Source organism: Borrelia nietonii YOR (assembly GCF_023035795.1).
GTDB lineage: Bacteria > Spirochaetota > Spirochaetia > Borreliales > Borreliaceae > Borrelia > Borrelia hermsii.
The window spans coordinates 762,070-776,897 of record NZ_CP073148.1 but is presented as its reverse complement, the minus strand read 5'-3'; the positions used below and the strand labels follow the sequence as shown (position 1 = coordinate 776,897).

Genomic DNA, 14,828 nt, shown 5'->3' with positions numbered 1-14,828 from the left:
AACTGTTGGGAGATACTTTATGCTTAAATACATTAATCTTAATGAACTCAAAAATTTTCAAGAATTAAAACAAATCAATCCCGAAGAACTAAAGAAAACTTTAAACAAAGATAGAATAAAAGAATATGAAATCAAGATAGAAGGGAAGCACGTACATTATAACTACGCTACAAAACAGATTAACGAAAATCACCTAAGAATATTTCAAAATTTAAGCGATGAAGCAAATCTAATAGAAAAATATAAAGAAATCATTGATGGCAAAAATATTAACATCAGCGAAAACAGAAAAGTTTTACACCATTTAACAAGAGGGCAACTTGGCATAGAAGTCACAGAAAATAATGAAAATATGAGGAAATTTTTTGAAATCGAGCTTAAAAGAATTTTTGAATTTGCAAAACAAGTTCAGAATGGATCAATTAAGAGCATAAGTGGAAAAGTATTTAAAAATGTGGTACAAATCGGAATTGGTGGATCGAGTCTTGGCCCAAAAGCACTATACACCGCAATTAAAAATTATGCTAAGAAAAAAAATTTACATCTAATGAAAGCCTATTTTATTTCAAATGTTGACCCAGATGAATCAGAAGAAATCTTAAGTGAAATAGACTTGCAAGAAACCCTATTTATTATAGTATCAAAAAGCGGAACCACACTAGAGACAGCATCTAATATGCGATTTTTAATTAAAAAATTAGAAGATAATGGAATCAAAGAATACCAAAAACAGATTATAATCATTACCTCAAAGGGAAGTATGCTAGCACTTGAACAAGGATATCTTGAATACTTCTTTATGCATGATTCAATTGGTGGGAGATTTTCACCAACATCAGCTGTTGGACTTACCCTAATTACTCTTTGCTTCACAGAAAACGTTACAAAAGAAATATTGAAAGGGGCTTGTGAGGTTGATAAAAAAGCATTAAATAAAAACGTAAAAGAAAATGCCCCTCTCCTAGCAGCACTAATTAGTATATACGAAAGTAATATCCTCAACTACAGCAGTAACTGTATTATTGCATATTCAAAAGCAATGGAAAATTTCTATCTTCATCTGCAGCAACTTGAAATGGAAAGCAATGGAAAAAGTGTAAACAGGTTTGGAGAAAAAATTGATTATAAAACAGTAAGAATAATCTGGGGGGGCATTGGAACAGATGTTCAACATTCATTCTTTCAAATGCTTCATCAAGGAACAGAAATAGTACCAATGGATTTCATAGGTTTTAGTAAGTCTCAACTAAAACAGGATATCACTCTAGAGGGAACATCAAACAATAATAAGCTAAAAGCAAATTTAATAGCCCAAATAATAGCATTCTCTTGCGGCAAAGAAGATACAAATAAAAATAAAAACTTTAAAGGCGAGAGACCTTCTGCATTAATATATTCAAAAGAGCTTACACCTTATACAATAGGTGCAATACTATCCCACTATGAGAACAAGGTAATGTTTGAAGGATTCTTACTAAATATAAATTCATTCGACCAAGAGGGAGTTCAACTTGGTAAAGTCATTGCAACTAAAATTTTAAAGAACAATGACTTAAAAGACGGCATAATAAGCTCTTATGACAGCTTGCTTTGATAATAAAAAAGTAATAAAGTTAATTTATAAGTACTTAATATGATTCAAAATACTATATACATTCAAATTTATAAAAAAGAGGCAAAAGGATGGACGCAATAATAATATACACACTACTAAATATTACAATCATGCTTATATTAATAGGATTTCTATACTTTCTACATAAAAAACACATCTCATTTACAAAAAGACTATTGATAGCCTTAGGATTAGGAATAGTCTTTGGTATAACTATGAAATATTGTTATGAACCAGAATCAACAATATTAAATGAAAGTATTAAATGGATTAATATCTTAGGCATAGGATATGTAAGACTTATTAAAATGATGGTAATACCACTCATACTTGTTTCAATAATATCGGCAATAATAAAACTAACAAATAGTCAGGACATTTGGAAAATGAGCTTATCTGTAATATTCATGCTTGTATTTACAGCAGGAATTGCTGCAATAATTGGGATTTGTACATCTCTCTCCTTTAAATTAACAGCAGAAGGACTCCAACCTGGAGTAGATGAAATTACACGGGGCAAAAAACTAAATCAAGGTCTTGAACGCCTACAGGAAACTCCAATTACACAAAAACTATCAGAAATTATCCCTGAGAATATATTCTCAGATATGACAGGAGCAAGACCAAACTCAACAATTGGAATAGTAATATTTGCTGCCTTAGTAGGAATCGTTGCTCTTAGGATTGCCAAAAAAAAACCAGAATCAATAGAAATTTTTAAACAAATAATATACACAGCACAAGATTTAACCTCAGGAATGATAATGTTAATTTTAAAATTAACACCTTATGCCATATTAGCAATGATTACAAAAATATCAGCAACAAGTGATATTGCAAGTATCATGAAACTTGGTAAATTTGCACTTGCATCTTATATTGCTATTGGTATTACAATTTTAATGCACATGTCACTAATTGCACTTAACCGACTAAACCCAATTATCTTCATTAAAAAAGCCTGGCCAGTTTTAACATTTGCATTCATATCTCGTTCTAGTGCAGCAACAATACCTGTTAATGTAGAAGTACAAACTAAACAATTAGGAGTCAGTGAAGGCATTGCAAATCTTTCAAGTGCATTTGGAACATCCATTGGACAAAATGGTTGTGCAGCTCTCCATCCTGCCATGCTAGCAATAATGATTGCTCCTACCCAAGGAATAAGCCCAACAGAACCTTTATTCCTACTCCAACTGATAGGATTAATAATAATAACCTCATTTGGAGCAGCTGGAGCTGGAGGAGGTGCAACAATATCCTCTTTAATGGTTCTCTCATCAATGAACCTACCCGTTGAACTTGTTGGACTACTAATATCTATTGAACCTTTAATTGACATGGGTAGAACATCAGTTAATGTAAGCGGTGCAATGATTGCAGGAATAATAACAGCCAAAAACCTTAATCAATTAGACATCAATATGTATAATAATCAAAATGAAATAGAAAAATATAATCAAAATGAAATAGAAAAATAAGGAATTCCATGAAAATAATAATTATTGGCGGAACTGCGGCAGGAACTAGTGCTGCTGCAAAAGCCAAACGAACAAATAAAGGATTAAATATCACCATTTATGAGAAAACAAATACTACATCTTTTGGGGCTTGCGGACTACCATATTTCATTGGCGGATTCTTTGATGAACCAAACAACATGATAGCTAGAACACCTGAAGAATTTGCACAAAATGGAATATCAGTATTTACTGAACATGAAGTCATTAAAGTCGACATAAAAAATAATACCCTTAAAGTAAAAAATCTTAAAACACAGCAAATATTCAATGATACTTATGATAAATTAATGATTGCAACCGGAGGAAATCCTATCATTCCTCCAATTAGCAATATTCAACTAAATAACTTTTATACTTTAAGAAATATGAAAGACGGACAGGAAATAAGAGAACTTTTCAAGAAAAAAGACATAAAAAACATAGTAATAATAGGAGCTGGATATATTGGAATTGAAATGATCGAGGCTGCTAAAGCTTTAGGAAAAAATATAAGAATAATCCAACTAGACAAACGAATACTAACCGAATCATTCGATAAAGAAATAACTAATATAATGGAAGAAGAACTAATAAAAAACAATGTTTTACTCCACACAAATGAATTTGCAAAAAGCTTAATAGGAAAAGAAAAAGTTGAAGGAATTATTACAAATAAATCCGAATATAAGGCAGATCTTGTAATTCTCTCTACAGGAATAAAACCTGCTACTGAATTCTTAGAAGGTCAACTTAAGACTTTAAAAAATGGTGCAATAATTATCAATGAATATGGCGAAACCAGTGCAGAAAACATTTTCTCTGCAGGAGATTGCGCTACAGTCTATAATATTGTAAGCAAGAAAAATGATTACATTCCCCTTGCAACAACAGCTAACAAATTAGGAAAGGTAATTGGTGAAAATCTAGCAGGAATACGCGTTCCTTTTAAAGGAACGCTAGGATCTGCGTCCATTAAAGTCCTATCTCTTGAAGCAGCCAGAACTGGTCTTACAGAAGAGGCAGCTTTAAGTCTTGGAATTAAATATAAAACAGTATTGATAAAAGATAAAAATCATACAAATTATTACCCAAATCAAGAAGATTTGTACATTAAACTGATATACAATGAAGAAACAAAAGAAATCATTGGGGCACAAATAATTGGTAAAAATGGAGCTGCAACAAGAATGCACGCACTATCCCTTGCTATTTATTCAAAACTTACAACAAATGAGCTTGGAATGATGGATTTCGCATATTCTCCACCATTCTCAAAAACTTGGGATGCATTAAATATTGCAGGCAATGCAGCAAAATAACTAAAACTAAGATAAAAGAAAACTTAAATTACTTTTATCTTAGTTTTTCATACTAAATGGCTGACCAGTACTTGAAAGAACATCCCGCCAGAAAGAACCATTTATATTGACTTTATTTCTAGCAATTACTGCCATTTTTATTGGAATATGTACAAATTTTGTACTCCATAAGCTAATTAATAATTTTGTCTTACCTGCCATAGCAGCATGAACAGCATTTGAGCCAAGACGAGCACAATAAAGAGAATCACTAGCATTAGCTGGTGAGCTTCTAATAATATAACTAGGATCAATATATTTAAGATTAACTGGAATGTTTTTTGACTTAAAATACGTATTAACCTTATCTTTAATATAAAGTCCAATATCTTCATAAAGCAAATTACCAGAATCATCTCTTTTACGACTACCAGGATCAAAATATTTTTGTCCTGCTCCCTCTGCTATTAATATTACTGCATGGGGCATCCCATCCAAATTCTCTTTTGCCAAAAGGCGTCTTTCAAGATGTGCAAGAAGCCCATTAGGCCCCTCAATATCAAAGTCTAGTTCTGGGATTAGACAAAAATTAACATCATTAGAAGATAAAGCAGTATAAGCAGCAATAAACCCAGAATCTCTACCCATAACCTTAACAAGACCAATCCCATTATAAGCACTATTTGCCTCAAAGTGAGCACCAGCAACCGCAGCAACTGCTTGCTCCACAGCCGTTTCAAACCCAAAAGATTTTTGAACAAACATCAAATCATTATCTATTGTCTTTGGAATACCTACAACAGCGATTTTCAAATTTCTTCTCTCTATTTCCTCAGCAATTAAAACAGAACCCTTTTGTGTTCCATCTCCACCAATATTAAAGAGCATATTAATTCCCATCCTCTCCAAAGTATCAACTATTTCAACAGGTTTAATTCCCCCTCTTGATGAACCAAGTATTGTACCACCAAGCTGATTAATATCATCTACTACATCAGGATTTAGCTTTATAAAACTCAAATTAGACTCTGGTAAAAGTCCCTGATATCCGAACTTAACTCCATAAATATTATAAACTCCATATACTTTCCATAAAGTTCTAACAATTGAACGAATAACATCATTAAAACCTGGACAAAGACCTCCACAAGTAGTAATTGCCGCCTTAACATGAATTGGATCAAAATAAATCTTATATCTAGGTCCAGCTTTCTCTAAAAAAATATTCTCATATTGCTCCCAACCCTCTTCATTTTTATAAACATTCAATCTAATCTTACTAGTCTCATCAGTAAAGTGAACATGACTCTCCTTAGCATAAAAACTAATCAAAGGATTATCTTGTTCACATTTTCCTAAATTTTCTATTTTAAAATCTAAATTCTCATTCCTAATTCTATGCATTAAGTTCCTCCTCCATAATAAATATCATTATAATTCAATTATTTCCTAATAAATTGACTTTGCTCCTTAATCATATCGTATATATCATCATAAATATAAGGCGAACCTTCAATAGGAGACTTAATTAAATTACCTGCAATAAACTCAAAATATTTATTGAGCTTTGAATTTCTATCAAAATCAATAAATGGAACTCTATTATTAACAGACTCTCTAAAACTCTTTGCAAACGGAATAAAACCAATAAATTCAACCGGTATGTTAATATTATTTTTAACAACATTTATTAAATTTTCACACATGGCTATTTCTTCACTAGATTCTATCCTATTTAATACAACTCTAGGATAAAAACTATTCATCATCTTTCTTACTTTAAGTGATGCACTTAAAGATATAACTTCAATCCCCGTAACTAAATCTTTAAATTTAACATTCGTACCTTCTATTTTATTTTTAAAAAAATTACTAATATATTCACGTTCAGCACTCTTTGAAGGAAAACTCAAATACAAAAGCCGATACAGTGCATTTTTCAAAAAAGAATAAGCATTAAGTATTGAAGGGGTTTCTGGAACAGTAACGATTATACCACTGTAAGCTGACAAATAAAAATCTACTGTATTATAAGATGTACCTGAGCCTAAATCTATGAAAACAAAATCAGCAACAAGATCTCTTTGAATCGAGTCTATTATCCTCTTTTTAATAGAAAAAGGAATATTAGCTGTTCCCGTATAAAGGGCATCTCCTGGAATCAGATAAAGCTTTTTATAAGGCGTTTTAAGAATTAAACTTGAAAAATCTTTCTCACGTTTATTAATAAAGGAACCTATTCCAACACCAGTATTCTTAACCCCTAAACATGTATGCAGGTTAGAACCACCAAGGTCAAGATCAACAAGTATTACAGTTTTACCTAAACATGCAAGTTTATAACCAATATTAGCAACAAAAGACGTTTTTCCAACACCACCCTTTCCACTTGCAACAGGAATAATCTTAGTCATCTTCAAATCCTATTAATCATTTTTCTTATCTTTATTAAACTTTTTCATGAAATCAAAAAATCTTAAAAATCCTAATTTCTTAAAATCCCCCTTGGAAGAAACATCCTCTGCTTTAGAAACTGATATTAAATCTTTAATCAAATCCTTATTATTTGTAAAATTCTCGATTCCATCGGGCTTGCCACAAATTACGATTTTATCATCTTTCAAGAAAAAATAATCGCCATCCACAAACTCATACCTAGAATTGCTTAAATTTCTAACAGCAATAACTGTAATGCCCTTCTCTCTCCTTAAATCAGCCTCAAGAAGAGTTTTGCCTACATACTCTTTCGGAATAACAGTCTCAGCAACAATGATGTCGTGACCAACAATACTATAAGTTGAAAGATTAGGAGATACTAATAGTGGGGTCAATCTTCTTGCAGCATCCTTACTTGGAAATATAATTTTTGTAGCACCAAGAGTTTTTAATATCTCAGCATCATCCCTATCTTCAGTTTTAACACATATCTCTTTAACACCTAAAAGATTACAATAATGAGTAACAAGAGCACTTTTCCCAAGATCATTATCAAAATCAATAATAACAGCATCAGTATCTACAGGAATAACTTTTTTTAAAGCATTTTTAGTAAATTGATCCAAAATAAAGCTTTCTGTAGCAATAACATCATATTCCTCAACCAATTCCTTTGAAGTATCAACAATAATAATTTGACAATCAAGTTTACTCAAATTCTCAAGAATATGAATCCCTAAATTACTAAGACCAATAATAACAAACGTTTTCATTCTTCCCTAACCCACCAAAATATCTTGCCTTGGTCTTGTAAATTCTTCAAAACGAGATCTTCGTGAAACAAAAATTGCCATAGAAAAAAGTCCTATCCGACCTGCAAACATAGTAAAAATTATAATTACTTTCCCTAAAAATGACAAATCCTGTGTAACACCAACTGACAAACCAACAGTACCAAAAGCAGAAAAAACTTCATATCCTAAATCAATAACTCTCCATTTTCCACCACTCTCAGCAGCAAGAAGAACAAAGAATGAAAAACACAAAATAAAAACAGCCCTTACAAAAAATAAAAGTGCAAACCTTATGCTATCAATTGAAACTTTATAAGAACCAATAATATAACCATTACCATCTTGGGATTTTATTACAGCAAGAATAATTAGAAAAAAGGTAGTAATCTTAATCCCCCCAGCAGTTGAGCCTGGAGCACCACCAATGAACATGAATGGCAACGAAAGCATTTGGGTTCTACCTGCAATAAGAGAATTATCAAGATAATTAAAACCAGCAGTCCTGGTACTTATTGAATAAAATATTGAATTAAATATGAGGGTTCCAAGTGAATAGCCTTCCTCAAGTTTATGCATTTCTGATAAAAAAAATACGATTGCACCAAAAACAATTAAAAAGAAACTCAGTAAGAAAACAATTTTAACATGAAGAGACAACTTCTTATGATATTTAATAGTATTAGTAACATCACGATATACCATAAACCCAAGTCCTCCACAAATAATCAAAATAGCAATAACAACTATAGCCTCAGGAACATCACGCCACGCATAAATACTCTCAGAATGCATAGAAAACCCTGCATTACAAAAGGCTGAAATTGCCGTAAATAAAGCCTCAAGCAATGAAATACTAATACCTCGAAGTTTAAAACACACTAATATTAATATTAGTCCAATTAATTCAATTAAAAAAGTTACAAAAAGTATGCTTTTCAAAATCTTAACGGGATTATATTCAATATTTGAAAGAGAATACTGTTTTATTATCCGGGCATCGGTTAACTTCAACTTACGCTTAGGAATAAGCAAATAAAAAGTAGTAATTGTTATAAACCCAAGACCACCAAATTGCATCAATAACATTATTACGATAAATCCAAAAGTAGAAAAATTCTCTATTTGAACAGTAACAAGTCCCGTAATACTAACAGCAGATACAGATGTAAATAAAACATCTATATACTCTAGTTTTTCCTCACCATTCCAAGCAATGGGCAATGACAACAATAGAGAACCCAAAAACATAATCAGGATAAAATAACTGAAAAGAAAAAACCTATCACTAAACTCAAATTTCAACATAAAAACATAAAATATAACAAACTACATAAGATATCATTACCAAAACAGCAAAATCATAAGACATTGAAATATTATCATAATTTTATTATTTTTAATACATGTTTGAAATTGAATTGAAAGCTTTTATTCCCAAAAATGAACTTAAAAAAATATTAAAATTGGCTAATCAAAAATTCAAATTTATTAAAGAAGAAATCAAAAATGATACTTACTATTCTAACACAGAAAAAATAATTAGAATAAGAAAATTCAATACCTCAGAAGAGATTGTAACATTTAAAATCCAATCTTTAGAAAATGACATAGAAATAAACAGGGAAATCGAATTTAAAGTAGACCAAATAAACAATTTTATATTTTTTCTAGAAGAAATGAATTTTAAAATTCTATACAAAAAAATCAAAAAAAGTTTAATTTATCAAAAAGGAAACTTAAACATAGAAATTAATGACATTGAAAATCTTGGTTTTTATTTGGAAATTGAAAAAATAATTTATGATAAGAATGAATTAAGTCTTGCCAAGACAGAAATTTACGAAACAATAAAAGAATTTAAACTACAAAACAATATTGAAAAAAAATCATACTTTGAATTAATACTAGCTAATCAATTTAAAGGATAAAACTTTAAAATCTAAACTCAAATATGATAATATAAATCCTTCATCTTGATATTTTGCAAACTGCGGCTTACAAGCAGATTTCTTAAAAATTTCAGATTCATTTAAAAAATACCAATTATCCTCATCAAAATAAATAAGTCTGATATCATCACCATCTTCAAACGTTAATAACAAATCATTTCTATAACTTAAAATATCACTAGTTATCCCCTTGATCTTAATATTTGGACTTATATTTTTCCATTTATCATCTTGCAGGGAAAATACACTTATAATAGGTCTACCCTTTGTTATGTAATTTAAAACAACCTGACCAGATTTAAAATTAGAAAGCATCTTGATAGAATCTGCCATATTCGCAGACTGAATATTTGCATTTACCCAAGTTTTACCTCTATCAACAATAAACTCAGAATTAACATAATCATTTACTTTATAATTATAAAAAATTCCCAAAAAAGGTTCAGAAATGATACCAATACTTGAAACATCAACATAGGCATTACCTTTAGACACATAAGAATCCATAACATTATTCCAAATATTACTATATCCTCTATTTGCAACAAAATTTACTTTATATTCACTGCCAACTTTCTTTAAGTAAGCTACATACAGATTATCTCTCTTATCAATGCTAATATTTACCAAAAATCCAATATTAGTTCTAAATTTAGGACTAATATCAATCCACTTTCGACTATTAAATTTTTTAACTATAAGTTCGCTGGAAAAAGCATCAGTACTCTTAGTAGTAAATACAACATATAATTCCCCTTTAGAATTAACTGCAAAATCAAAACATGCAATATCAGTAATATTATTATTAACAGCAGTACTTATATCAAACCAACCAATATTTTCAATAAATGAAGAAACCTTAATATTATCACTATCCTCCATCTGATAAGCAATGTAAATATCACGATTATAAGTCCTTAAAATATATTTTTTAAGCTTTGAACCTAGTTGAAAGCTTTGCAAATCCCTTAATAAAAAAGTCTTATCTTGTTTTTTTATATTGGATGTTTTAGCTCTTAAAGCATTATCACTTATTATTGACAAATCTAAATCAGCAAGAACAAAATTAATATTTGCATTCTCAGATGTGACATAGATAACAGCATAAAGAATATCTTTATGCAATTTAAGATTAACATCTCTTTTCCTTATCTTATCTGTTATATATTTCTTATTCAAGACATCATACACCATATAGACGAAATCTGAACCTAGAGAGATATCAAAAGTTAAGATATAGTTAGAAGACTTGTTAACCTTCAGATAAATACTTCCCTTTCCACTTTCACTTGAAATACTTAAAGGCTCAACTTCCGTTAACACCTGCTTTAACTGAGCATGAGAATAAAAACCAATTAGTAACCAAACAAATATTAATAAGAAATTACTTCTCATACTTGCCAAGATCCAAAAATATTACAATATAATCAATTAATGATATGAGGGTCAAAAAGGCAGAAATAGCATATATCACTCCAACAATAAAAGAAAAATTAAAATCTAGATTTAAAATTAAACTAATAAATTTTTCAATCAATGTAGTAATTTTCAATTTGTCTAAACTATAAAGAAAAAGACTGGCAAATGTTGAAATGGCATAAAATAAAGATTTTATTTTGCCGGAAAACTTAGCTTGCTGAACTATATCAAATTGAATAATTAAATTCCTAATAACACCAACAGAAAGTTCACGGTATATAAATATCACAAAAAAATAATATGGAGTAATACCTTTATAAAAGAAAAAAACAAAATATGTTAAATGTTGCAACACATCTGCATAAGGATCTAAAATCTTGCCTATATTACTAACTAAATCATATTTCCTTGCAATATATCCATCAATAAGATCTGTTATTTCATTAAAAATAATTAAAAACCAAATCAAAATTAAAAATAAATAAGGATTCCAAAAACCTTCAAGACAGAATATAAATAAGATAACAAAAGATAATATAATTCTAAAAAAAGTTATTTTATTGGGACTAATTATACTCTTGCTATTCAATTTATAAAATCTCCTTATTCTTTACCTTTAGTCTCACAAATTCAAGTGCTTCTTTAAGTTCAAGTCCATTAATCTGCTCATTTGTCCTGGTTCTAATCGAAATTTTGCCTTCTACTACCTCTTTTTCTCCTATAATAAACATATAGGGAACTTTTTTGGATTGATATTGTCTAATTTTTGCATTCATCCTCATATTGCAATCATTATCAAGCCTTATTCTAATCCCTTCATTTTTAAACAAAGACAATACCTCTAATGCATATTCTTCTACAACATTGTTTACAGGAATAATTACAACTTGAAGAGGCGCCAACCACACAGGAAATGCTCCCCCATAATGCTCTACCAAAATTCCAAAAAATCTCTCAATAGAACCAAGAAGAGCTCTATGAATCATAAAAGGCCGCTTTTCCTTACCATCTTCTGCTGTATAAGTCATCTTAAATCTTTCAGGAAGATTAAAATCAAATTGAATTGTACTCATCTGCCATTCTCTCCCAAGAGAATCAATTATTTTAAGATCAATCTTAGGTCCATAAAAAGCCCCACCTCCCTCATCAATCTCATAAGCAATATTAAGATCAATCAAAGCTTCCTTTAAAACTTTAACAGACATTTCCCAATCATCCCCATCCCCTACAGCTTTTTCTGGCTTTGTCGAGAGATATGCTTTTAAGTCAGTAAATCCAAATTGATTCCACATATAAAGAGCAAATCTTAAAACCTCTTGAACCTCAAACTTAACTTGCTCATAAGTACATATAATGTGTGCGTCATCTTGAGTAAATCCCCTAACACGCATAGTACCATGAAGAGCACCAATCTTTTCATAACGATACACCGTACCAAGTTCAGCCCACCTAAACGGCAAATCTCTATAAGAATGCCTTCCGGTATTATAAATCGCAATGTGAAATGGACAATTCATAGGCTTAACATAATAATTACTTTTATCCATCTCCATTTTTTCAAACATATTTTCTCTATAAAAATCCAAATGTCCAGAAGTTTCCCAAAGCCAAGATTTACCAACATGAGGCGTAAAGAGTACATCATAACCATTCTTAAAATGCTCTTCTCTCCAAAAATCTTCTATTAAAGCTCTTATTCTAGCACCATTTGGATGAAAAAATATAAGACCTGGGCCTATTTCTTCATGAACGGAAAACAAATCAAGTTCACGACCAAGTTTTCTATGATCTCGCCTTTTTATCTCTTCTCTTAATTTAAGGTACGCTTTTAAATCTTTTTCATTATTCCATAAAGTCCCATAAATACGAGTAAGCATCTTATTTTTTTCATCGCCACGCCAGTAAGCACCAGCAATACTAGTTAACTTAAATGCCTTTGGATCAATTTTACCCATATTATCAACATGAGGACCTTTACAAAGATCAGTAAAATTATGACTTTTATATATCGAAATCTCGTCTGTAATATCAAGTCCACGAATTAAATTCATTTTATAAGGTTCATCTTTGAAAAGCACTAAAGCCTGTTCTTTAGTTATCACTTCCTTTATAAAAGGACTCCCTGTCTTTAATATTTCTCTCATCTTTTGTTCTATTAACAAAAGATCATTTTCTGTAATATGTTTTTCAAAATCAAAATCATAATAAAATCCATCTTTAATCGGAGGCCCTATAGCAATCTTAGTATTTGGAAATAACTCAAGCACAGCCTCTGCCATAACATGTGCGATTGAATGTCTCTTCTTATAAAGAAGGCTCTCTCGATCTAATTTTTCACTCATAAAAACTCCTTACTAAGACCCTAAATATCAATTATTATAATAAATTTAAGCCCCAATCACAGTTACAAACAAACAATAAATCTTCTCAATAAAATATACAAAAAAATTTACTAAAAAAACAGACAAAACAATAAGAACCAACAAATAAAATTTTTAATCCATAGTTACTATAGATTCAATATTAAAATAAAGAGCCATAGCAAAAAAGAAAGTAATAGTAGATGAACCACCATAAGATAGAAAAGGCAGGGGGATACCTGTAATTGGCAAGAGCCCTAAAGACATGCCAATATTAAAAGAGGTATGAAAAAACAAAAGACCTAGTACACCAGCAAGCACCAAAGACATATATCTATCCTTACTTTTATTCATTAAGATTAAAATCTTAAAAAAAATAAAGAAAAATAATATTAAAACTACACTAACTCCCACAAAACCAAATTCCTCAGCAAGGATTGAAAAAATAAAATCCGTACTCTGAGATGGAACATAATTTGCGTGAGTATAAGGACCTTTTAAAAATCCCTTACCGAAAATACCACCAGAACCAATAGCAATTTTTACCTGATTTAAATTCCATCCAGCCCCTTTAAGATCAATATTTGGATCTAAGAAAACCAAAAATCTTTTAATTTGGTAAGGTTTCATGAATTTTGAAAGAAATTTAGAAAAAAAAGATGAAATAAGTAAAATTGAACTTATATATGAGATATAAAAGTAAATAACTCTAACATTTAAATTATACTTTGACACAAAAAAGCCTATAGCAGAAGATAAGAACACCAAAATTAATACTAAAAAAGCTACTTGAAAATAGAAATTATTAGAAAAAATCAAATATAACACATTGCCCATATCAGCCTTATATTCATACCAAACCGGCAACACTACAAAAAGAAACGAAAAGAATCCCGTTAAAGCAAAATACAAAATATAGTGTATATCTATACCAGCAAAAAAGGAAATAAATATAAACATATTCAAATAAACCACAGCAGTACCAAAATCAGGCTGTAAAAACACAAACAAAATAATAGGAAAAATTAACATAAAAGCAAAAACAAAAACAAAAAAATTATGATACTCATTCTTACTACTATAGAATTTAGCAAGGGTCAGAATACTAATAATCTTACCAAGCTCTGAAGGTTGCCCACCTAATTTCCAAATTCCAATCCAAGATCTAGCTCCATTAACACTAACACCAAAAATCGCAGTAAAAATCAAAGAAGCAATCAACAAAAAATATAAGGGATAGATCATTCCATGTATGATCTTAAGATCATATCTTCCTATTACCAAAATTACAAAAAATCCACCAAGAACCCATACGATTTGTTTGATATATTCAATTTTCATTAGAGAGCCATTAGAAGTATAATCACTAGAATATATAAGCAAAACCCCAATAAAAGATATCATCACCAAACTAAATAATGCCAAACTATCATAACTTCTTCTAAAAACAGCCAT

12 protein-coding genes are annotated in these 14,828 nt (G+C 30.1%); 4 read left to right on the top strand and 8 right to left on the bottom strand.

Going from position 1 to position 14,828, the window contains the following annotated elements; genetic code table 11:
- Positions 1-19: 19 nt before the first annotated feature.
- The 3 genes from bhYOR_RS03700 (at position 20) to bhYOR_RS03690 (ending at position 4,436) form a co-directional block, all read left to right on the top strand.
- Positions 20-1,594: a glucose-6-phosphate isomerase gene (locus bhYOR_RS03700; RefSeq protein ID WP_247088214.1), complete on the top strand. Its 1,575-nt coding sequence runs from the start codon at positions 20-22 to the stop codon at positions 1,592-1,594.
- Positions 1,595-1,683: 89 nt separating this feature from the next.
- Complete coding sequence (locus tag bhYOR_RS03695) at positions 1,684-3,096, top strand: L-cystine transporter (RefSeq protein WP_247088212.1); 1,413 nt, start codon at positions 1,684-1,686, stop codon at positions 3,094-3,096.
- Between the two features lie 8 nt (positions 3,097-3,104).
- Positions 3,105-4,436 (top strand): CoA-disulfide reductase, encoded by a 1,332-nt coding sequence (locus bhYOR_RS03690; RefSeq protein WP_025400029.1) that lies wholly within the window; start codon positions 3,105-3,107, stop codon positions 4,434-4,436.
- 39 nt (positions 4,437-4,475) lie between these two features.
- Here the strand turns inward: bhYOR_RS03690 and bhYOR_RS03685 are convergent, their stop codons facing one another.
- From bhYOR_RS03685 to bhYOR_RS03670, 4 genes are read right to left on the bottom strand one after another with little or no spacing between them, the layout of a single operon-like run.
- Positions 4,476-5,819: an ATP-dependent 6-phosphofructokinase gene (locus bhYOR_RS03685; RefSeq protein WP_025400028.1), complete on the bottom strand. Its 1,344-nt coding sequence runs from the start codon at positions 5,817-5,819 to the stop codon at positions 4,476-4,478.
- A 38-nt stretch (positions 5,820-5,857) separates the two neighbouring features.
- A complete protein-coding gene (locus bhYOR_RS03680) occupies positions 5,858-6,829 on the bottom strand; it encodes a nucleotide-binding protein (protein WP_025400027.1) in 972 nt (323 codons plus the stop codon).
- Between the two features lie 12 nt (positions 6,830-6,841).
- Complete coding sequence (locus bhYOR_RS03675; protein ID WP_025400026.1) at positions 6,842-7,624, bottom strand: potassium channel family protein; 783 nt, start codon at positions 7,622-7,624, stop codon at positions 6,842-6,844.
- 6 nt (positions 7,625-7,630) lie between these two features.
- Positions 7,631-8,950: a TrkH family potassium uptake protein gene (locus tag bhYOR_RS03670; RefSeq protein ID WP_012422472.1), complete on the bottom strand. Its 1,320-nt coding sequence runs from the start codon at positions 8,948-8,950 to the stop codon at positions 7,631-7,633.
- Positions 8,951-9,048: 98 nt separating this feature from the next.
- Between bhYOR_RS03670 and cyaB the strand changes: the two genes are divergently transcribed.
- Positions 9,049-9,573: a class IV adenylate cyclase gene (cyaB, locus tag bhYOR_RS03665; protein WP_025400025.1), complete on the top strand. Its 525-nt coding sequence runs from the start codon at positions 9,049-9,051 to the stop codon at positions 9,571-9,573.
- On the opposite strand, the gene bhYOR_RS03660 is transcribed toward cyaB, so the two are convergent.
- The 4 genes from bhYOR_RS03660 to rodA form a co-directional block, all read right to left on the bottom strand.
- Entirely contained in the window at positions 9,550-10,989 is a 1,440-nt protein-coding gene (locus tag bhYOR_RS03660; RefSeq protein WP_025434118.1) for a hypothetical protein, read from the bottom strand. The two genes, cyaB and bhYOR_RS03660, sit on opposite strands and share 24 nt — an antisense overlap.
- Complete coding sequence (pgsA, locus tag bhYOR_RS03655) at positions 10,979-11,602, bottom strand: CDP-diacylglycerol--glycerol-3-phosphate 3-phosphatidyltransferase (protein ID WP_025400023.1); 624 nt, start codon at positions 11,600-11,602, stop codon at positions 10,979-10,981. The genes bhYOR_RS03660 and pgsA overlap by 11 nt, the downstream gene beginning before the upstream one ends.
- 1 nt (position 11,603) lies before the next feature.
- Complete coding sequence (gene thrS / locus bhYOR_RS03650; RefSeq protein WP_025434117.1) at positions 11,604-13,355, bottom strand: threonine--tRNA ligase; 1,752 nt, start codon at positions 13,353-13,355, stop codon at positions 11,604-11,606.
- A 153-nt stretch (positions 13,356-13,508) separates the two neighbouring features.
- A complete protein-coding gene (gene rodA / locus bhYOR_RS03645) occupies positions 13,509-14,828 on the bottom strand; it encodes a rod shape-determining protein RodA (RefSeq protein WP_025400021.1) in 1,320 nt (439 codons plus the stop codon).

What these genes read in the sequence shown, in the direction of transcription:
- cyaB (WP_025400025.1), top strand. Translation starts at nt 9,049, where the DNA reads ATGTTTGAAATTGAATTGAAAGCTTTTATTCCCAAAAATGAACTTAAA.
- bhYOR_RS03685 (WP_025400028.1), bottom strand. Translation starts at nt 5,819, where the DNA reads ATGCATAGAATTAGGAATGAGAATTTAGATTTTAAAATAGAAAATTTA.
- bhYOR_RS03660 (WP_025434118.1), bottom strand. Translation starts at nt 10,989, where the DNA reads ATGAGAAGTAATTTCTTATTAATATTTGTTTGGTTACTAATTGGTTTT.
- bhYOR_RS03670 (WP_012422472.1), bottom strand. Translation starts at nt 8,950, where the DNA reads ATGTTGAAATTTGAGTTTAGTGATAGGTTTTTTCTTTTCAGTTATTTT.
- bhYOR_RS03690 (WP_025400029.1), top strand. Translation starts at nt 3,105, where the DNA reads ATGAAAATAATAATTATTGGCGGAACTGCGGCAGGAACTAGTGCTGCT.
- bhYOR_RS03700 (WP_247088214.1), top strand. Translation starts at nt 20, where the DNA reads ATGCTTAAATACATTAATCTTAATGAACTCAAAAATTTTCAAGAATTA.
- bhYOR_RS03695 (WP_247088212.1), top strand. Translation starts at nt 1,684, where the DNA reads ATGGACGCAATAATAATATACACACTACTAAATATTACAATCATGCTT.
- thrS (WP_025434117.1), bottom strand. Translation starts at nt 13,355, where the DNA reads ATGAGTGAAAAATTAGATCGAGAGAGCCTTCTTTATAAGAAGAGACAT.
- bhYOR_RS03680 (WP_025400027.1), bottom strand. Translation starts at nt 6,829, where the DNA reads ATGACTAAGATTATTCCTGTTGCAAGTGGAAAGGGTGGTGTTGGAAAA.
- bhYOR_RS03675 (WP_025400026.1), bottom strand. Translation starts at nt 7,624, where the DNA reads ATGAAAACGTTTGTTATTATTGGTCTTAGTAATTTAGGGATTCATATT.
- rodA (WP_025400021.1), bottom strand. Translation starts at nt 14,828, where the DNA reads ATGGCTGTTTTTAGAAGAAGTTATGATAGTTTGGCATTATTTAGTTTG.